This is a genomic window from Vreelandella aquamarina, assembly GCF_020075495.1.
Lineage (GTDB): Bacteria > Pseudomonadota > Gammaproteobacteria > Pseudomonadales > Halomonadaceae > Vreelandella > Vreelandella aquamarina_A.
Genome location: NZ_JABYQT010000002.1, coordinates 1 through 19,608, shown reverse-complemented (window position 1 = coordinate 19,608; position 19,608 = coordinate 1). Strand labels below are relative to the sequence as shown.

General features: G+C 47.0%; 16 protein-coding genes and 1 pseudogene. All 17 read right to left on the bottom strand.

All coding sequences use genetic code 11. The features are described from left to right. Nucleotides 1-17 precede the first annotated feature (17 nt). Nucleotides 18-2,138, bottom strand: a complete 2,121-nt coding sequence (locus HW452_RS02835; RefSeq protein WP_224104593.1) for a beta-1,6-N-acetylglucosaminyltransferase — start codon at nt 2,136-2,138, stop codon at nt 18-20. A gap of 2 nt (nt 2,139-2,140) precedes the next feature. After that, nucleotides 2,141-3,136, bottom strand: a complete 996-nt coding sequence (locus HW452_RS02830; protein WP_224104592.1) for a glycosyltransferase family 2 protein — start codon at nt 3,134-3,136, stop codon at nt 2,141-2,143. 30 nt (nt 3,137-3,166) lie between these two features. After that, nucleotides 3,167-4,105, bottom strand: coding sequence for a hypothetical protein (locus HW452_RS02825; RefSeq protein WP_224104591.1), 939 nt, complete (start codon nt 4,103-4,105; stop codon nt 3,167-3,169). 33 nt (nt 4,106-4,138) lie between these two features. Beyond that, the gene (locus tag HW452_RS02820) at nt 4,139-4,804 is read right to left on the bottom strand and encodes an HAD family hydrolase (RefSeq protein WP_224104590.1); all 666 of its coding nucleotides are present in this window, start codon (nt 4,802-4,804) and stop codon (nt 4,139-4,141) included. After that, the gene (locus tag HW452_RS02815) at nt 4,801-5,541 is read right to left on the bottom strand and encodes a 3-deoxy-manno-octulosonate cytidylyltransferase (protein ID WP_224104589.1); all 741 of its coding nucleotides are present in this window, start codon (nt 5,539-5,541) and stop codon (nt 4,801-4,803) included. Before HW452_RS02815 ends, HW452_RS02820 begins: the two co-directional genes overlap by 4 nt. Before the next feature lie 20 nt (nt 5,542-5,561). Then, entirely contained in the window at nt 5,562-7,169 is a 1,608-nt protein-coding gene (locus HW452_RS02810) for an aldolase catalytic domain-containing protein (protein WP_224104588.1), read from the bottom strand. After that, nucleotides 7,169-8,425, bottom strand: a complete 1,257-nt coding sequence (locus tag HW452_RS02805; RefSeq protein ID WP_224104587.1) for a hypothetical protein — start codon at nt 8,423-8,425, stop codon at nt 7,169-7,171. The genes HW452_RS02810 and HW452_RS02805 overlap by 1 nt, the downstream gene beginning before the upstream one ends. Nucleotides 8,426-8,614: 189 nt before the next feature. Beyond that, on the bottom strand, nt 8,615-9,406 hold the full coding sequence (locus HW452_RS02800; RefSeq protein ID WP_224104586.1) for a beta-1,6-N-acetylglucosaminyltransferase: 792 nt from the start codon (nt 9,404-9,406) through the stop codon (nt 8,615-8,617). Then, entirely contained in the window at nt 9,399-10,328 is a 930-nt protein-coding gene (locus HW452_RS02795) for a glycosyltransferase (protein ID WP_224104585.1), read from the bottom strand. The genes HW452_RS02800 and HW452_RS02795 overlap by 8 nt, the downstream gene beginning before the upstream one ends. A gap of 31 nt (nt 10,329-10,359) precedes the next feature. Then, nucleotides 10,360-11,469: an ABC transporter ATP-binding protein gene (locus tag HW452_RS02790; RefSeq protein ID WP_224104584.1), complete on the bottom strand. Its 1,110-nt coding sequence runs from the start codon at nt 11,467-11,469 to the stop codon at nt 10,360-10,362. A gap of 72 nt (nt 11,470-11,541) precedes the next feature. After that, nucleotides 11,542-12,711, bottom strand: a complete 1,170-nt coding sequence (locus HW452_RS02785; protein WP_224104583.1) for a nucleotide sugar dehydrogenase — start codon at nt 12,709-12,711, stop codon at nt 11,542-11,544. Continuing rightward, nucleotides 12,708-14,162 (bottom strand): MBL fold metallo-hydrolase, encoded by a 1,455-nt coding sequence (locus HW452_RS02780; protein ID WP_224104582.1) that lies wholly within the window; start codon nt 14,160-14,162, stop codon nt 12,708-12,710. Before HW452_RS02780 ends, HW452_RS02785 begins: the two co-directional genes overlap by 4 nt. Nucleotides 14,163-14,803: 641 nt before the next feature. Next, nucleotides 14,804-15,901, bottom strand: coding sequence for a chain-length determining protein (locus tag HW452_RS02775; RefSeq protein ID WP_224104581.1), 1,098 nt, complete (start codon nt 15,899-15,901; stop codon nt 14,804-14,806). A gap of 3 nt (nt 15,902-15,904) precedes the next feature. Beyond that, the gene (locus HW452_RS02770) at nt 15,905-16,714 is read right to left on the bottom strand and encodes an ABC transporter permease (RefSeq protein ID WP_224104580.1); all 810 of its coding nucleotides are present in this window, start codon (nt 16,712-16,714) and stop codon (nt 15,905-15,907) included. Nucleotides 16,715-16,848: 134 nt separating this feature from the next. After that, the gene (locus HW452_RS02765) at nt 16,849-18,570 is read right to left on the bottom strand and encodes a polysaccharide biosynthesis/export family protein (protein WP_224104579.1); all 1,722 of its coding nucleotides are present in this window, start codon (nt 18,568-18,570) and stop codon (nt 16,849-16,851) included. Next, entirely contained in the window at nt 18,570-18,983 is a 414-nt protein-coding gene (locus HW452_RS02760) for a DVU3141 family protein (protein WP_224104578.1), read from the bottom strand. The genes HW452_RS02765 and HW452_RS02760 overlap by 1 nt, the downstream gene beginning before the upstream one ends. Before the next feature lie 260 nt (nt 18,984-19,243). Next, a pseudogene (locus tag HW452_RS02755) lies at nt 19,244-19,608 on the bottom strand (O-antigen ligase family protein); the annotation flags it as partial.

Below are 19,608 nucleotides of genomic sequence, written 5' to 3'. Positions count from 1 at the left end.
CCTACCATTAAAAGACTTTAAAGATAATCTAGCGCGCTTGAGCATCCCTTTAAAGGCATAAACTGAAGGAATTCGTTGATTTCCGCTTCGATCCAACCCTGTTCCGAAGACGGCAATGCTATATAGTCACATGACCTGTTTTTCATCAAGATATCAACATCGCGGAATGCCAACATAGCTGACGCCGAAAACTTATCTTTCTTGCCATAAACACTGAATTTCAAATCACTCTCAATTGCAAACTGCGCATTTTCATCTTCTAAAGAAATGACTAAAAGATTTTTCTTCCATCGCAAAGTTTCCAAATGTTTAATGGAAGATATATCAATCGCCATAGCTAAAACTCCCGTATGCAAACGGGCGTTTAAATGAGCTACATCAGCAAGATAATAATGCCAATCTAACGTGTTATCATTATCTGGAATGACAGAGAATAGATCATGATAGAGGGGCGTAGACAGCGCATTGTTAAGGTAGTATTCAACCTCCTTTAGCGCACTTTTATCTACGTAAACGAGCACGATAACCTTTGAATAAACAGATTCCAAAAAATCTAAATAGTTATGATTTTTTGTAAGAAGGCTTGGCCAGCGCACACCTTCTTGATAATTAATTAGCATCCGGTTAAATGAGCGTATACTCCACTGCTGCTCTTGTAAGATACTGGTCAACTCTTCAACCCAAAGTGTTGATACCCTGCTGAGTTCGCAATGGCGATCAAGCAGCAAGTGTAATACCTTGCTTTTAAGGTAGAGATCAGACATCAGATCAATATTAATAACGCACCCAGGGTTACGGTCAACCATAACCATATGGCAAGCACTATTCCAGCGCAGTACTTCAAGATATTCAAGCGCATTGGCCCCTAATGAAAACACGAGTGTTTTCCCAGGGTTATTATGCGCAATATCACCTAGTTGCAGGTACCATCTGTGTCGAATGAGCTCTACATCGCCTCTCTCAGCAATCAAACCCTGGCGATTAGCGTAGCCGGCTCCAACTTCATACTTATCAAAAAGATCGCCGTAAACTATGGTTTGGTCTAGGCGGTCTAGCTCAGAAAGTGCCTGGGCCTTTGCTTCGCGATCAGAGCCAATTAACACAAGCATGGGGTTAGGGATGCTTTTAATGTAGTCGTAAGGGTTTTCAAGACTCGCTGCTAAACTATGCCAACGGTTAAGCTCAATATGCTTGGCCAACATGGCATCTGCTTGCAGCTGTAAACGCTCGGGCTCGGCCGCTTCAAGCAGCGTGGCAAACTCATCAACTTGCATAGGCGCAATTGCCGTCAGTTTTGCCCGCAGTTTAGCTGCCCGATGGCTTACCTTACGTATAAAAAAACGGTTCTCACCCAGCAGTTCTGCGTAGTCATTGTCGTAGTAAACACGTGGGACTCCCCAGCCGTTAAAAGTGTACCGGGTCATCAGCTCGGAACTGCGCTCAGCTTCAGGCACCAAATTAGCCACTATGGTCTGGAAAAAAAGCTCATCTGGCACCCATGTACGTCGATAAAAACGCTTTAAAATGGGCTTATTACGGTAAAGTGACCATATCTTATCCAACGTGCTACGACGCAAACACCACCACTGCGAGCCCATATGGGCGGTATGCTTTAAGGGTAATACACGCTTGATTTTAAGTTTACGCTGAATCTTTAAAGAGGTATCAAAAAGAAATGTCTGATAACGCCAGTTAAAAAAGTGGTATTTTGACCAGCGTTGTTTTTGCAAGCCTGCCGTTACCCAAGTATGTTTTTCCGCATTAACGGCTTCAATATGGTCCTTCGCAGTTTTAGCTAAGTACTGTTCGAGCAGATGTATGGGCTTTATCGGCATGCAGGAGCCAGAAATTAGCATGAAGTAATCGCTATCAGTGTCATGCTGCTGTATTGCTTCCATGCAGTTAAGAGTCGCCTGAACGATAGACCACTCTCCCCACACTACTTTTACACGCTTGGAAAAGTAAATCTTCCCAGGCAGTTGATCATACCCCCAGCGGGCTACCGCGGCGGGTAAATCTCCTGATGTGGTAGCATCATGATGTACATACACGTTGCTACCTGCATTTAATAATGAGCCAAGCAAATCCTTTAACTGTTCGGGCTTCTCGTGGGCGAGCAAAACAAACGACACTTTCACTATTACCAACCTCCAAGATTTATTAACCCACGTTTCGCCAGATCTTTCCATCCTTTGAAGGGAACTGAAATTTTCTCGTTATAAAGCACACCTTTTTTATCAATAATAGAACCGTACTGCTTATATTCCGCTGAATCATTGTAGTGTTGCTTAGCAAGCATTTCTTGCTTAACCTTTTCATCAAGCTGGCTAATAAATTTATAGTGAAGCAGTGCACCTGTTACCTTACGTTCATCAATACATCGATTCAAGCGCCGTGGAAGCATCATGTGCATAGATGAAATATACATATAATTCCATTTCCACTTAACTAAAGGCACTTTATTTAACGCAGGAGCTTGGGCTGGCTTATCTTTCGAGAAAACGCGACGGCGAACGCCCCCTTGAACATAAAGATTTCGATAGTTTGGATTGTATTGTTTTGTATACCCGTATCCATCAAAATAAGGGCAAACATCTAAAGGATTGGTTCCTTCTTCATAGTAAGTTTCAGCTACGGGCTTTTCGCTATACATATCTAACATCAACGTAAAAAAAGAGTCTTGCTTTATAGACTCCATATACTGTGTTAGATCTTTAAGATCCCGATTTTCCATATGCGGGTATATGAAGAACTCATCAGGATCACAAGTAAAGCACCAATGCCCACGCCCATATTTAAATAATAAATAGTTAAGCCAATGCATACCAAAATTAGAGTCTTTATAACTTCCTTCAGTATAGTAGTGAGTCACATCAGCACAGTCAGCAAGCAACGCAGCCGTATTATCATCAGAACTATTATCAACAATAAAAAAATGATCAACCCCAAGGTTTCGATAATAGTCTAAAAAGTAAAGAAGTCGATGTCCTTCGTTTTTCATAGTAGTAAAAAGCAAAACATCGCTCTTTTTAACTCTATACTTACTATCTTTCTGTATAGTTAGTTCCTGCCCTTTTCGGTAAGCAGCTCGAAAAAAGGGTGTTAGTTCTTTAATCCATGAAATATTTCTAGTCATAGGTTCACTCTAAATATCAACATAGAAAACTTAGCGCGACGCTAGTACTTTGCACAAAGCAGGAATATACTCTTTAAAAACTTTATCATCACTTATTACAATTGGAGTAATATCGCGTGAAGACGAAATATCAAAGACTTGATTTGAATCAAAAAACTCATCAAATAGTTTTTTATTACTTACACGGTAGCGATCAATTATGCTTTCAATTTGTTTTTGTGTAAATACTGCTTTTCCGTATATATCTCCCTCAATATCAATACTCTTCAATGCTTCTAGAATATTTGCTCTCTCTCTACCAGAACTATCAAAGAGATCAACTCTTCGTAATACTTCTAGCTGACCTGCACTCAGCGATTCATTAGTATGCTTATAGGAATGCAAGGCTTCTACATTTAAACCTAACTCTTCAATTAAATCTTTAACAGTATCGTTAACATAGCCAGGCGCAACAGCTTTCACATGAAGTCGCTCGCTTCCAATTTTACCCTGAATATTATTTAAGAAACTTAAGTAGTCGATCCAGTAAAAATCATCTATATTATCAACGAAGAACTGCGGAGTTGCTGTTGAAAACTTTTTATCCCAAGGCCATTTAATATGCTGATTATACCAAGACTCAAGCCAACTTGACTGCTCTTTAAGATAGACAACTACATGCAAATCAAAAATTTCTTTTAATATATTTAAAAAATTGTAATTTTTTAAAAGACAAAAGTCTTCTGCTGACAAAACAAACGTATTAATAATATTTTCATCGTTTTTCAATATTTCCTTAACAAGGTCTCCCGGTAGTATCTTGTTATTTTTTAACCACCAAGGGATTTTCACATGATCATTTAAACCAAACAGTTTCGGATAGCAAATCCCATGACTCCTTAATATACCCTTATTTTTATTTAATACTGCCTGAATAGTGGTAGTACCTGTTCGCTGCATTCCAAAATGAACAATTAATTTTTTTTTCATAACAATCCAATTAAAATTAACTTTTTATGCTAATTAAGAATATAAATCAGTAAAAACACCTAAATTTATAGCTGAAGTAAGATTCTCATTACTTACCCAAGTGTCATAATTAACCATTTCAGTCCAACCAGTTAGAAATACAAAATCCAGGCCTGCAGCAGACGAAGCTTGGTAATCATATTTACTATCACCTAAGAAAAGCGCTGGTTGCTGAATATTACCAGTTGTAAGCTCCCTATTAAGAATTTCATCCTTACTATTAGGGCTACCGAAAATACCACCATCGAAGAAATGATCAATACCTCTTGCAGTAAATACTCGCCGAAGCTCGGTCTGATCTCCCCCAGATACAATTAACCAACGAGAGCTAGCTGTTGCCTCTTTTAAACGCTCCAAATCAGGTGAAATTTTACAACTCATCAAACCATCACATACATTATCTGCGTAACGTTTAAGAAGCTCCTCTAGGGTGGGTCCAGATTGTTCTGGCTTAACAATACTTTCAAGAAAATGAGCAAATTTTCTGTAGCGTGAAATACCGCCGTGTCGAACATGATACTCAACTAAAGCTTCAGCAGCGGCCTCTCCGTAAGGCAAAGCTGCTTTGTAAAAAGCATTAGTCTTGACACGATTAGAGTTTAAAACAACACCATCACAATCGAATACTAGAGTTTTATAATCACTAAGAGCATGCTTCATCTCATTCCTACCTTTCGCATTGCTGACTCTACCTTAATCACATCTTCAGGCACGTCAACCGCCAAGCTTCCTGATTTTGTTTCAATCAAGCGAATGGTTTTACCTATTTCAAGGAAGCGTAGTATTTCAATATCCTCGCTGAATTCTAGCTTACTTTTACGTCCAAAAGCCCTAAAAGAGCTCAGCTCTTCTCGGGTAAATGCATAAATACATACCTGTTTTTTATAGCGTATAGGCGCGCATTTTGGATCTTTAAAGCCAGGAAGAGCAGCGCGGGACATATAAATTAGCTTATTATCTTCGGTACTAATAACTTTAGGAATATTTATATTATATGGATCTTCATCATCGGATATCCAGCTAAAGCCATTAATCACATCGTTCATGTTATCTAGTTTTGCATCACGTACTTTTAAAATATCAGCTGGGTCGACAAGTGCTTCATCGCCCTGTACGTTAATATAAATATCTGCTTGGACTTTTTCAGCTGCTTGTGCAAGACGGTCCGTGCCTGTCAGCGCATCATCTGTAGTCATTACTGCATTAAAACCCGCACTTTCTACCACTTCATAAATTCGCTCGCTTTCTGTCGCTACATATACATTTTCTTTACCGACTGCTTTAGCCGATAATTCTGCTACCCAAAGCACCATTGGTTTTCCAAGTAGATTCACAAGTGGCTTGCCTGGGTAACGGCTCGAAGCGTAGCGAGCAGGTATCATTACAACACTGCGCATTGCATTTTCCTTTTGAGTGCTTAGAGAGCGTAAACGGATTCAGTGTGAAGTCCATAACGTGTAGGCGTAATCGCTACAAGATCGATCGCTTTTTCCGTTGCTTGATATAGCTCAAATAGTTGATGCATTTCTTGGCTACGTGGATCATCTGCTCCATAACCATCAAAACCAGCCATGATTATTTTATTAGCTTGACCGCTATTAGCTACTGCTAGTGCATAAGCAACAACCAATGAGGTAGGTAAAGTGCAATGTACAGCCCCAAATACAAATTTTCCTTGGGTTATATTCAATCCAAAATCGAGTATTTCTTTGTTAGCAAGAGCTCGTTGCAATTCTTCAGGTAGCATTGAGTAGGGTGTAATTAAAGGCTGGTTTAAGCGGGTATGCTCTTCACAATCAGCAAGCAGTCGAACGGGATGGCATGCAACTCGAAGGTCAATTAGATTAGCCTCTAGGGCGCTTTGCGTATTTAATGCCACTACAAGCGGCTGTGTTTGACGTATATACCGTTCTAATGCCTTGCGGTGTTGCTCAACACCTGGCCCTGTGCCTAGCAATAATACATCTCGCCCATTAAATACTTGCTTAGGTGACCATCGACCTTGAGCTTCTGCACGGTAAAAATCACGAGCGGAATCAAGAATATCAACGCTGAATTTCTTCCCACCTTCAACACGAAGGTGCTCAATTACTGCCAGTACATCTTCTTCGTCATAACGAGAGTCGCTAAGCATTTGTTGAATATATGTGGGGTGAATACCGTATTTACCAGCCAAATAGTAATACGGATTAGTTCCCCAACCATATTGTTCCTGCATTGGCTTGAAATGCTTACGCAGTAGTGCCATTAGCGGTACCATACTTACCTGCTTATCACGACGCTCAGCTAATTCAATCGCTAGCTCTTCAGTACGAGCATTTCCGGGGCCACGTCCCATACCTGTTACTGTAGCATCTACCCAAGTAACGCCTTCATCAATCGCACGTAACGTATTAGAAAGTGCAAGGCCCAAATTATCATGGGTATGGATACCCATTGGTCCTTCCCATTCCGTGCGTATCCAATGAATAATGCGTGCTGCCTGATCTGGATTCATACTACCCAAGCTGTCTGCGAAATAGAGTGCATCCAGTGGATAAGCCTTGGCTTCACGGGCAAGCGCTTTTACTTCTTCTTCGGTCCGGTCAGCGATTTGCATCAGGTTGAAACCAACCTTAAAACCGCGTTCTTTCAGCCAAGTAACCGCTGGTAACGCCGCACTAAACTCGTGAACGTGACAGGCAATGCGTACCAATTCCACTGGGGAGTTAGTTGCATCGTTAGGGAAGAGTCTTTCAAGCATTTCCTTTTGAGGCAACTTACCCACTAGCTCACTACCATTAACCATTACTCCGACTGTTAAACAATCGGGAATAGTCAGTCCGCGAATAAACTCATCCGTAGTGAATGCACAAGGGCCTTTAAATCCTTCATTTTGCAGAGAACGAAGTCCTAGCTCCACAATATCAATACCGGCAGCTTGCATGGCATTTAAATATTCATTAATGAGCTCCTCTGTAAAATCCCACGCGTTATAGTAACCGCCATCGCGCAAAGTACAATCTAGTAGTTTTAAAGAAATCATTAAAAACCTTCCTCTCTCTCAATTTTCATTATAGTGCTTTTAATTTTATCGCCAGCGGGTCTATAAATATAGGCTTGATTCAACATCTTTAATGCCACATTTCGGTCACCCTTCTCATAAAATTCATATGCCATATCTCTTATACCATCAATCACAGCACTGGTAGCTTCGCTTTTAGCTAAAAAAAACTTATCATGTATCGGATGGGGGAAACACTTAGCCCCCAAATCCACATTATAATTAATCTTTACAATATAAGAGAACAAGTTAAACAAATAACGCCAATCAATACTGTAACTTGTATAATCGGCTCTCTTTCCATTACCGAGTTCTCTAACATATTCGCATGAAGGAAAAACAATTTTTTTCTTATTGTATTCTCCTGGGAAATTAAACAATTGAAGGTTGCTATGAACTACCCCTGGAATACCGCATATGCGTAGAGGAACAAAGCATCCAAAACCACCATTTGCTATAAATGCATTACATTTCATGCATTCTTTAATCTTTATTTTATAATCCTCAGAAATCATATTTATTATTTTTATTTTTTTTGACTTTATACGTTTTTTGATTTTCCTATAAACTTCCATATCTTCAGGAAATAATTCTTTTCGGGCTTCATGAGATGTCATTCCATCTATATACAAAACAATTTCATCATATTTTTCAGCAAGTTTTTCTGACACTAGCTCTATTAACTCCACCTGCTCAACTAAACTTCTCTTAGTTCCCGTAATTCCATACCATAAACTAAATACTTCTTTATCAACTTGATTAATAGGACTAATACTACTTTTTATTTTATTCTCCATTCGGAAAGCTTCGGGTCTGTTTAAGTCTATCGAATCTCCAAACTGGAAACGGGTACCTACTGAACATGGGAAAATATAACTATTATTTTCATTGCATTTATAAACATTAAAACCTAAAATTTCGGGACTTAAGTAGCAGCCGTCTTTTATATACACTTCTGACAAACATAAATCAGGCAAATTTATAAATTGATCGTAAAAATAATGGAAAGGCCTATTTTGATCAACTACTACCCCGCCAAAAGAATTTGGACGCTTTGGAAAGAAGTTTAAAACTTGTAATTCTAAAATTTCTTTAACAACCAACTCGACCACTTTACCAAATTTATTATAAACAAAAATAATATCTTTGTTAAAAACTGCATTAAAGAAATGACTAATCTGGATTAAACACCATCTATTCTCACCATTATCATCAGCAAAAAAAAGACAATTAGACATTCGTATTCTTTTAGAAAAAAAGCGTTGTATTAACACAATCAATAAATGGGTGGTATAATTCAACTTTATTATTGGATAGAAAACCATTAACTAAACTAATCAAGGATTTGTGATTCATATCATTCTGGAAACTTACCACTTCTTTAAAAAAGGGACTCAGCTTATCTTTTGTAATATTATTCATAAATTTTACCTCCTTTTTCTATAGAAAAAATACTTATTTGAAACAATAGAATCTAAGTAAACAGCAGCGCCTGAAACATTGAACTGATAAAAGGTTAGTAAATTAGAATTCACTTCTGATTTACTAAACACCAAACTACTAAAAAAGCATTCATCTGGTATCCATACCCATCGAAAAAAACTCTGGTAATAAGGCTCTAATACTAGTACATGCTCAATCACTTCTTGCGTTAAGCACCACCACTGGCTGCCGAATCTGATAGTTAATCCGTCGGGTAATTTGCGCTTCAGTCCTAACCATTTTTGCCATTTGTACGTCCAGCGATGTAGGCGCGGGTATTTTCGTTTATTGAGGAAGTGCCGATAAAGGTATCTATCTTCGCGAATACCACCTTTAATCCATCTACTGTTCTCACACTCGATGAAATTGGTACCTCGATGCTTTTTCAAGTGCTCTTTGAGTGCGCTTAGAGGTTGTGTAGGATAGCAATACTCGCTAAGTAAATAGTAGTAATCGGTTTTATAGGACGCTTGAGCATAGCGCAACATTCGTAAGGTTGCTTCCACCAAACTCCATTGCCCCCAGCCGCAACGCACCCTGTTTAAAAGCACATGGCAGCGTGGCTCGTTTGCATAGTAATCGCTTAGCCGTTCATAAGGTGCCTTACCGGATTTTTTATCATAATGAACAATAACTTGACCATTAGTATCTTCTAGCAGCAGCTTGTCCACCAAGCGAGTAACGCGTGAGACGCTTTCATGAGCTAATACTAAGTAAGTAATTGAAAGATCAGCCATGTTCGTTATCAACCAATAACACGGTAGGAGAAACTTGGCTGGAGGGTAGGCGCTCTACGGGCGGATGAGTGACCATTACCTGCTGTAACCGCTTGAAATTTTGTTTATGGCGATAGTAACCAAAGCCTTTGCGCTTAGGATGCCAAAGATGAACAAGCGTACAACCTGCCTGACGGCACTGCTCTCCGTAAAGCGCAAAGTAGGCCCTGAAACCGCGGTATTCGTTAGCCATGCCACTGCCCATATTGCGCTCGTATTCCGGTGGTTTCTCTGCAATAGGAAAGCGGCAGGAAAGTCGGTGTAGCAGTTCAAAGTCCTCGGCTCCATGGCCTTTAAACCCCTCATCATGGCCGCCTATACTTAGCAAGTCTTCTCTGTTCATCACAATGCAAGAGCTACCTTGCACTAAAAATTGCAGGCTCTCTTTGGGCAATTGCTGGCGGTTACGAAAGCACCACGCCTCATTACCTTGGTTAAACGCGTGCATAAAGTGCTGTGTCGCAGGTTCAGTTAAAAACGCTACAGGGACGCAGAAGAAGTTCTCTGGTTTCGTAGCCAGCTCTTGCTGGGCAATGTACACCAGCAAACGTTGATACACCGTTGTTACCGCCAAAAAATCAACATCATGAAATAGCACTACTGGTGTATTTGCTGCTTCAGCACCACGATTGCGTGCACGTGCTAATGAGAATTTTTTGAAACGGGTACGTAGGTGCAAGCTTGTGATAGGGCGTGAAACCCGATGTTGCTTCTCTACTAACCTATCTATCCACTTTCCTACTGCACGTGGGCTACCATCATTAACGATAATTGCTTCATATCCGCCAGGAATGCAGGTTAGCAGAGTTTCCAGACGAGCTAGTTCACGTGAGCTTGCCATATTTGCACGAACTGGAATAATAATAGACGCTTGCTGCTGCATAACGGTATTTTAAACCTAAGTAGATTGATTATTAATCGTCGCCATCAATAACTTCAAGAGCCGCTTCCTTTTCACTTTTACGAAGATAAGCAAGTTTTTTAGCTTTCTCTAATGTTATTTGTTCTGTTTCCGACCATTTCTCTTGTAATGCTAAACTAAGCCCATACTCTATGCCTATCACGGTGCGGTCAAACTTATTCACCTCGCCTTTGGCTGCTTTTCGAATACCATCAGGCGTTGCATTAATGATATTTACTAGCTCATCAACTCGCGCTTTTGCGTGTTTATGAGCCTTACGTAGCACATCTAACTCTTCTTTTTCCCACTTGAGCTCTTTAGCCTGTTGAATTAGTATATGCAGACCGTTTGCTCTAGGTCTAGTATTTCTCAACTCTTGCTGAATTGCATTAATCTGCGCTTTACTTAAAGTAGCTGGATCGATATCAAACGATTTCTCATTTAGTTCATGTAATAGCGATTTATCATCGGTATCTTGATGGTAGTCAGCAATAGCTTCGTTGATATCGTTATACCAAGTCGCACTGCCATTTTTGAGGTAAATGCCTGCTTGACATAAATCGCGAAGAATACCTTCGCCATGAGACACCATAATTAATGAGGCCTTACCTACTCGCTCTTTGAATAGCTCTTGTGCCTTTGCTTTAAAGGCACGATCACCAACGGCTGTAGCCTCATCAGAGATATACACATCAAAATCAAATGCAAGAGATAACCCAAAAGATAGGCGTGACTTCATACCTGATGAATAAGTACGTATCGGTTCATCAAAGGCTTCTCCTATTTCAGCGAAGTCTTCTACAAACTTGATAATTTCTTTGATGTCTTTTCCACGCCCTTGGGTGCGTGCTACAAATTTGGTGTTTTGGCGACCTGTCATATTGCTTTGCATGCCGCCCGAAAGCCCGACAGGCCAGGAAACACGGCTATGGCGAATGACTTCTCCACGCTCTGGCGAGTCCATACCGGCGATAAGACGCAACAGCGTGGATTTACCCGCCCCGTTAGCGCCAATCAATCCCACACTGATCCCGGCGGGAATAGTCAGGTTGATGTCTTTCAGCACCCAGTCGCTACCGTGATGGTTGTGGTAGCGCTTGTAGAGGTTCTTGATTTCGATCATGGTCGTTCGATCTTGATGTCAGGTTGCGTCAACGGCTCTTGCACATGAGGAGTGATGGTGTCTATTCGTCTTTCAATCGCTGCCAAACAGATCGCGGGTGTATACCTTGTTGGCAACGTCCTCGAGCTCTAGCGACATGCGGTTACTGAGTATGAGATCCGCCTTTTGTTTGAAGGCGGAGAGTTCCGTGAACACTTCTGAATTGAAGAAGCGCTCTTCTTTCAAGGTGGGCTCATACACGATGACCTCGATCCCTTTCGCCTTGAGCCGTTTCATCACGCCCTGCATGGCACTGGCGCGGAAGTTATCGGAGCCAGACTTCATTATCAGCCGGTAAATACCGACTATCCTGGGCTTGTGCTTCAATACGGATTCGGCGATGAAGTCCTTGCGGGTGCGGTTGGCATCCACAATGGCTTGAATAATGTTGCTGGGCACGTCCTGGTAGTTGGCCAACAACTGCTTGGTATCCTTTGGCAGGCAGTAGCCGCCATAACCAAAGCTTGGGTTGTTGTAGTGCTGCCCTATGCGCGGGTCGAGCCCTACCCCTTCGATAATCTGGCGGGTATCCAGGCCATTGCTTTCAGCGTAGGTGTCCAGCTCGTTGAAGTAGGCCACACGCATGGCCAGATAGGTGTTGGCAAACAGCTTGATGGCTTCGGCTTCCGTGCTGTGGGTCAGCAGAACGGGCACATCCTGCTTGATGGCACCTTGCTGGAGCAACCCGGCAAACGCTTCTGCTCGTTCGGAACACTCGCCTACGATAATACGCGAGGGATGCAGGTTGTCATAAAGGGCTTTGCCTTCACGCAGGAACTCCGGTGAAAAGATCAGGTTATCCGTCATGAAGCGCTTGCGAGCTTCTTGGGTGTAACCTACTGGTACGGTCGATTTGATGACCATCAGCGCGTTTGGGTTACTCTCCATCACCAGGCGGATGACCGCTTCTACGCTTTGAGTATTGAACGTATTGGTGTTCGGGTCGTAGTCAGTGGGTGTGGCGATGATGACGATATCGGCTTCGCGGTAGGCCTTGCTGGCATCGCAGGTGGCCGTGAAGTTGATATCGTCACGCGCCAGGAAGCTGCTGATTTCGGCATCCACGATAGGCGAACGCCCTGCGTTTAGCTTGTCGACCTTGTCTTGAACGATATCTACCGCCACAACGCGGTTATGCTGGGCCAACAGCATGGCGTTCGATAGGCCTACATACCCCGTACCTGCTACCGCTATATTTTTCATGAGAACTCGAGATCACTGTTTGAATGACGAAGATAAGGAGCAGCAGTCGGCGTTCCTTGGCCTGCGCTACGAATGCTGACGTGCTTACCCTTTCGCTGATACAGGGCTTCCAGCTTACCTTTGAGCACATCGCGCGCGGTTTGTTCGCCGTGTACTAGATGAATGGTGTGCGGCCAGCGGCGCATGCGCTTTACAAAATTGATCAGATCCACTTGGCCGGCGTGAGCAGAGTAGCCGCTGATGCTGGTAATGCCGGCCTTGATATCGATGCGCTGGCCATCGAGTTCTACCCAGCCGCCCTGGGGGCCATATTGCTGTATGGCGCGGCCTGGGGTGCCGGCACCCTGATAACCTACGAACAGCACCTGGTGGCGGGCATCATTCAGCATGGCCTTGAGGTAGTTCATGATGCGCCCGCCGGCGCACATGCCGCTGGCAGCAATCACTACGGCGGGCCTGCCAGTGCTGGCCAGGTACTCTACGGTTTGCTGATGTTCTTCATGGGTATCTACCGTGTAGAGATTGGCAAAATTCAGCGGGTGGCGGCCTTTTTTCAGGCGGCGCTGGGCTCCTTTGTCCCAGAAGGGTTTCAGTTCGCGATATACCTGGGTGAAACGGGCGGCCAAAGGCGAATCGACGATGATTTCGAGCTTCTTCCACTGGGTGCTTTTAGCATCGTGAATGATGCCTTCCAGCTCATAAAGCAGCTCCTGGGTGCGGCCAATGCTGAAGGCCGGCACCATGACCGTGCCGCCATTGGCGAGCGCTTGTTCGATAGCCCGCTTGAGCACGGCGCGACGCTGGCGGCGGTCTGGGTGGGTGCGGTTGCCGTAGGTGCTTTCGAGCACCAGCTGGTGGCAGCCGCTGGGCGATTTGGGTGCGGGTAGTAGCGGTGCATGGGGTGCGCCCAGGTCGCCCGAGAACACTACGCACTCGTTTTCGCCGCGGCCGGTGGCCTGGTATGCGATTTCTACGTAGCTGGAACCTAGAATGTGCCCAGCGCGCTTAAGCTTTATGCGAGTAGTGCCGATAGTGTTATGGGCCACGCGATGCCACTTGCCGTAAGGCACGCTGATGATCTGCTGCTTTAGTTGATCCTGAAAGCGTTCGATCAGTTGGGCGTTACGGGTGAAGCCGATTTTAAGCGCGTCTTCGATTACGAGCGGCAGCAGCTTGGCAGACGGCTCCGAGCAGATGATGGGGCCTTTGAAGCCAGCAGCCAGCAGGTACGGCAGCCGCCCTACGTGGTCGATGTGTACGTGGGTGATGATGAGCGCCTGAACGGTGCTGATATCGAATTCGATCTGCAACTGCTCGAAGGAGTCTTCCGCGGCATCTTCGCCCTGGAACAGGCCGCAGTCGATCAGTAACGAGTGCGCGGTGTTCAATATCAGTTGATGGCAGCTGCCGGTTACCCCGGTGGCGCCACCGTGGTGAATGATATCGAGCATACCGTTCTCCGATTTTGGTGCGTTTAGCGTGCCTTCAATTTGGTGGCGAATTGGTCGCAGTGGCTTGTTCGAGCGGCTTGGCAGCCGCCTTCCGCGGGTGCCTCATTCGCTCGTGCCTCGCGAGATTCGTTACCACGCGCTACGGGGTGGTTGCCGGCACTTGATGAGGGGCAAACCGTAGCGCGTGGTAAGCCGCCAGGCGCACCCGCGGGAGCAGCGCGGCGAGCGCTGCCGATGTGATGCAAAAGCATGCCTTGGGTGCCTTGGCTGGGGCGGCTTGGCAGCCGCCATCCGCGGGTGCCTCATTCGCTCGTGCCTCGCGAGATTCGTTACCACGCGCTACGGGGTTGTCGCCGGCACTTGATGAGGAGCAAACCGTAGCGCGTGGTAAGCCGCCAGGCGCACCCGCGGGAGCAGCGCGGCGAGCGCTGCCGATGTGATGCAAAAGCATGCCTTGGGTGCCTTGGCCGGGGCGGCTTGCAGCCGCCATTCGCGGGCGCCTTATTTGCTCGTGCCTCGCAAAACGTTATCACGCGCTTTGATTCATACCTCAACAGAGCGTGTGATAGGGATAGGCATACCTTACGTACTTCATTGATTGACCGTAACGCGCAGGCTTACGCCTTACCATTTGTGCCTGATCAATCCCGGTGGTCTTTCACGATCATGATGATCATGCTGAGGATGAAGGCCAGAAAGATGGTGATGATGGCAAAGACGCTACTGTTGTAGAGGCGGTTGGGCTCGGTTGGGTACTCAGGCATTAACGGGCTTTGCAATACGCTTACCTGCTTGAGCTGCCGGGCGGCTTCCAATCGCGTGTTTTCGAGTACGGCTAGCGCATTCGAGTAAGTTTCCTGGGCGAACTGGGCCTGTAGTTCTAGCGTTTGATATTCCGAGGAAACACGATTGAGTGAGTTCCCCGTGGCTTGCGCCAGGCGGTCACGCTGCTCTTCGATTTGGTCACGTAGCGCCGTAATATTTCTTTCTACTTGGCGTAACTCGGCGGACTGGGTGCTTTGAAAGCTTGCCAACGCGTTACGCTGTGCTTGAAGACGCGCCAAATCACCTTCCAGTGTCGCGACGACCTGGTTAATACTTTCTACCGTTGCGGTGGGTGATACCAAGCCATACTCGTTCTGGAATTCCAGCAGCTGAGAGCGGGTTTCTCTAAAGCGCTCCTCCAGGTTCACCATCTGCCTTTCCAGGAAATGCACCTGCTCATCGGCCAGGCGGTGCCCCATTTCATTCATATGGTTTTCGCCTGCCTCCAGAAGCAGCGAGGCCATGTCGTGGGCAAACTCGGGCGTGTAGCCTTGAACTTGAATGTTGAGCACACCTGCGTATTCGTCCAGCTCTACCTCTACACGGCGAAGATAGTATTTATGTAGCTCTTCGATGGGGACATCGGGATTACGCAGCTTGGCAAAAAAATCGCCATGTTCACTGTAATGCTGGCGAAAGCCGAGTTGCTCATCCAGCAGGCGCAGCATATCGACGGACAGCAAGTGCTCTCGAAGAAGAAGCAAGTCAGCCGTGTTACCAGCCCCACCGCCCATCAAGGATGAAAGGTTAAATTCTGGCGTGGCAACTTGAGGGCTTTCCAGCACGACCGTTGCGCGGGAAACATAACGATCTTGCGCCCATACGAACCAATAAAAACTCACTAGCACGATGGCGATCAAGGCTATTGCCCATTGAGGCGACTTTCTGAAAAACCGAGTGATTGAGCCTTGCATGAATTATTTAGCCTTTAATCGATCAACAAAACGTAAGTGCATCAGTAGCCCCATTGCATTGAGCGAGAGCGTGACCAGCCAGAAATAGAGCATGCTGGTGCCGTGAATCACCTTGTAGTTTTCGAAAAAACCAAGACGTAGAGTTTCCAATGCATGGGGAATGGGGTTGAGCATTAGATACTCCAAAAGCCAGTGGGGCATTTGATTGAGCGGAAAAATAACGCCGGAGATAATCAGCAAGGGTAGTGAAAGCATACGAATGACGCGGCCTATTTCAGGCACAAGAGTTGCAGCAACCGACGTAAACAGGCCAAGCCCAAGCCCCAGGCTCCATAGCGACAGCCAAGCCGCCATGGCGCGTATGGCATTATCGGGGTACATCTCAAGGCCCAGCATCAAACCGCCAACGATGAACAGCAGAAAAACGAACGTGCGTAACATGCCTTCTAAAAAGTTACGTACGAGTACCGGGTCGACAGGTTGTACTTGGCGGTAGGCAAACAGGGCGCTGTTACCTTCAATAGCCCCCATGCCACGCAGCATTCCTTCCCGAACTAGAAAGAACCCCATCATTCCCGCAATCATCCAAGGAATAAAGGGCGCGTTGACTATAAGCCTGTCACCGCGAATAAAGCTGCGAATACCTACCATGATAGCAACAAGCGCAAAAGGCTCGAAAATCATCCAGAACCAGCCCATGCGGTCGGCCATGGTGCGCGAAATGGCTTCGCGCATGAACATGGCGTACCACACGCTGCGGGTTACCTGCCAGGGGGTGCGGGCGCCGCGGGGTGCCGTTGGGTTATCGGCCATTGGGGTTGTCCTACGTTTTTTGCTTGTGCAGGCTGGGGCGGCTGGCGCCGCCCTCTCGCGGGTGCCTCGCTTTGCTCGTTACCACGCGCTACAAGGCCTCGCGCTTACCATTTACTATTCACGACTCGCAGCGATTAAAGATCAACCGCTACGCGGGTGGCAACGGCCACCTGGTAGAGGATCTGCGTGAGCGTGGCGGCCAGTTGCAGGTTGTGGGTGGGAGCGGCGGGCATGACGAGGATTTCATCACCCGGGCGCAGGTTCACTCGGCGGGCGTTTTCAACGGCGCCGTTCTGACGAACGATCAGGATATGATCTTCGTCAGCCCGATTGGTAAAGCCGCCAGCGCTTTCGATGTAGTCGATCACGTTCATGCCAGGGCGATAGACGGCAGCCTGGGGAACGAGTACCTCACCGCTGATCAGCATGGAGTCGCTGATTTCGGGGATGGTGATCACATCGCCATCCTGCAGGCGGATATCGGAAATGCGGCCATCGTAAGCCACGACCATGCGGCCACTGGGCTCGAGTTCGCGGGCGCGCTCTACGAAGTTCTGGATCAGCTCGGCTTCCTGGGCACGCACCTGGGCTTCTTCGTTGGTGCTCGAAGAGGCGCTCAGGTAGGTGGTTTCCAGGCGGCGCAGGCTGTCTTCCATGGACTGGCGCTGCTGTTCCTTGACGCTTTCACGCTGCAGCGAAATGCTTTCGACGGCGGTCATGTTTTCAGGAACGGCAATGGCGTCCAGCAGCTCGCTCAGGCGGGCATCGCGGGGTAACGCGTAGCGCGAGGGGCCGTAGTAACTGCCCTCCACTTCTACCACGATGGTTTCACTACGTTTGTCGGCGCTGAACAGCACTTCATCGCCACTGCGAATGGTCTGTCCGTAGAACATGTCGAGGGGGTAATACTGGGCGATGGGCCCTTCTTCACGGCTACCGCGCAACAGCACATGGGAAACGCCACTTTTTAGACGTGCCAGATTCACCAATTCAGCACCACTTAGCTGGTTGCCGAGTAGTTCGTAGCGGTGTTCGCGGTGTACATCGCCACCTACGGCAATTGCCGGGCCGCGCTCTTCCACGACGATGGTATCGCCATCCTGGAACTGCGGACGCGCAATGCTGCCGTTGATCAGGAAGTCGTAGAGATCCACCGTGGCCACGGTTTGGTTATTGCGCAGCACATGAATCTGACGGTAGCTACCCAGATCCTGGTCGATGCCGCCAGCCTGGTCCAGGAAGTAAAGCAAGGAGTCATTGGGAGTGCCTGCATAACGGCCAGGGTTTTCCACATAGCCGGTCACGAAGACGGCCACGGGCTGCACGCCCTGCAGGTTGGTGTAGACTTCGACGTTATCCGGGTAGACGGAGGTAATGGCGCGGCGCACGCTGTTGTCTACCTGCTGGCTGTTCTGGCCTTCGATATTGAGCGGGCCCGAGCCGGGAATGAAGATGTTGCCCTGAGCATCGACCGGGAGAACTCGGTCGAGCTCGAAGGCGCCCCAGGCGCGAACGGTAACCTGGTCGCCGGGCTTTACCTGGTAATCGGAGTTCAGGCCATCGCCCATGGCACCGCGAAAGCCGCCGGTGAACAGGTTGGCGCCAAACGGTGGCAGCGCATCCGGGTCGCGCGGGGGCTGGCTGACGGGGCCGTAGGTGCCGCTGCGCCAATCTGCTCGGGGCCTGTCGTTGATTTCATCCTGAGACTGGCTCTGCAGTTGGCTTTGTTGCTGAGCGGGCACGATGCTGTTGGGCAAGCTGATGCTTTGCGCCCATGCCGTGCTGGCAGCGCTGAAGCCTGCGATTGCTAAAGCACCTACCGCAAGCGGGCGTTTGAGTATGCGTAACACGTTCATTAGTAGCGCCCTTGCATTGCGGTTGAATCCATCTGGGCCACCACGCGCTGGTTCACCCAGCCGTTAGGCGTTTGGCACACCAGCGCTGTGCGTGCGTTAGCCCCCATTTCCACGACCCGCAGCTTGCGGCATTCACGCCCGCTGGCCGCCAGGTACGGTGCATCAGCCACGATTTCGACGTTGTGGCCCCAGGGGCTGCGGCCTACGTTCAGCACGGCACCGGCTGGGGATTTGGAAAGAAAGTCGTTGAGGCTTTCATCCTGAAGCAGCGTGGCCGGGTCGTTATTCAATACGTATTGGGCTTCTTGTACGTGGCTCCTGGGGTAGGAGGAGCAACCAGCTACCAAGGCAACGCCTAGCGCAGCTAGCAGCATGCGAGCTGGCCGCGCTATCAAAAAGGGGGTATTTGACATGATAAATTCCAAAAAAAGGCACGCTACCGCCCAGGGATTGTAACGGGCGTATTCCCTTGCCCTACGCTGTGCGGATGAAATTTCTCGATCTGCGCTGTAAAAAAGCACGCGTCATTGTAAGGGATTACCCGCCGGGCCTCTACATCGACGGTACTCCCAGCGCTGACTCATTTTTATCACAAGATGACCGCAGGAATCGAAAACCAAAGAACCGGCTACTCTGCCGGTTCTTGGTTGTTGTTCCACTGGTAAGCCGCACCCTACCGTTGGTCTATATGCCTTTGATTTACGTAGCTTCCCCACAACACAACCAGTAGGAATGCATACATCATCACTCCACTGTTATGAGTCAGAAACGCCTGACTCAAACCAAAGTCAATATAGGTAACCGGTAGCAATACGCCTGCAGTGGCAAGCGCACGCGTGGCTAGGTTTTGTGCCTGCAACTGATTGGCAAAAAGGCGCATGGGAATGAGATAAAGCGCCAATAATACGAGCAACCCCAGCACGCCTCGCTTGGCAAAAGCATCTATAAATTCATTGTGGGCATGGCCGTACTGTGCGGCCTTGCTATCGATGACGCCCTGCTGTCCGAGTTCCTGCATCGCTTGCACATAGCCCTGCC

Excerpts from the sequence above, each read along its gene's own strand:
- HW452_RS02830 (WP_224104592.1), bottom strand. The coding sequence starts at position 3,136 with ATGACTAGAAATATTTCATGGATTAAAGAACTAACACCCTTTTTTCGA.
- HW452_RS02825 (WP_224104591.1), bottom strand. The coding sequence starts at position 4,105 with ATGAAAAAAAAATTAATTGTTCATTTTGGAATGCAGCGAACAGGTACT.
- HW452_RS02820 (WP_224104590.1), bottom strand. The coding sequence starts at position 4,804 with ATGAAGCATGCTCTTAGTGATTATAAAACTCTAGTATTCGATTGTGAT.
- HW452_RS02815 (WP_224104589.1), bottom strand. The coding sequence starts at position 5,541 with ATGCGCAGTGTTGTAATGATACCTGCTCGCTACGCTTCGAGCCGTTAC.
- HW452_RS02810 (WP_224104588.1), bottom strand. The coding sequence starts at position 7,169 with ATGATTTCTTTAAAACTACTAGATTGTACTTTGCGCGATGGCGGTTAC.
- HW452_RS02805 (WP_224104587.1), bottom strand. The coding sequence starts at position 8,425 with ATGTCTAATTGTCTTTTTTTTGCTGATGATAATGGTGAGAATAGATGG.
- HW452_RS02800 (WP_224104586.1), bottom strand. The coding sequence starts at position 9,406 with ATGGCTGATCTTTCAATTACTTACTTAGTATTAGCTCATGAAAGCGTC.
- HW452_RS02795 (WP_224104585.1), bottom strand. The coding sequence starts at position 10,328 with ATGCAGCAGCAAGCGTCTATTATTATTCCAGTTCGTGCAAATATGGCA.
- HW452_RS02790 (WP_224104584.1), bottom strand. The coding sequence starts at position 11,469 with ATGATCGAAATCAAGAACCTCTACAAGCGCTACCACAACCATCACGGT.
- HW452_RS02785 (WP_224104583.1), bottom strand. The coding sequence starts at position 12,711 with ATGAAAAATATAGCGGTAGCAGGTACGGGGTATGTAGGCCTATCGAAC.
- HW452_RS02780 (WP_224104582.1), bottom strand. The coding sequence starts at position 14,162 with ATGCTCGATATCATTCACCACGGTGGCGCCACCGGGGTAACCGGCAGC.
- HW452_RS02775 (WP_224104581.1), bottom strand. The coding sequence starts at position 15,901 with ATGCAAGGCTCAATCACTCGGTTTTTCAGAAAGTCGCCTCAATGGGCA.
- HW452_RS02770 (WP_224104580.1), bottom strand. The coding sequence starts at position 16,714 with ATGGCCGATAACCCAACGGCACCCCGCGGCGCCCGCACCCCCTGGCAG.
- HW452_RS02765 (WP_224104579.1), bottom strand. The coding sequence starts at position 18,570 with ATGAACGTGTTACGCATACTCAAACGCCCGCTTGCGGTAGGTGCTTTA.
- HW452_RS02760 (WP_224104578.1), bottom strand. The coding sequence starts at position 18,983 with ATGTCAAATACCCCCTTTTTGATAGCGCGGCCAGCTCGCATGCTGCTA.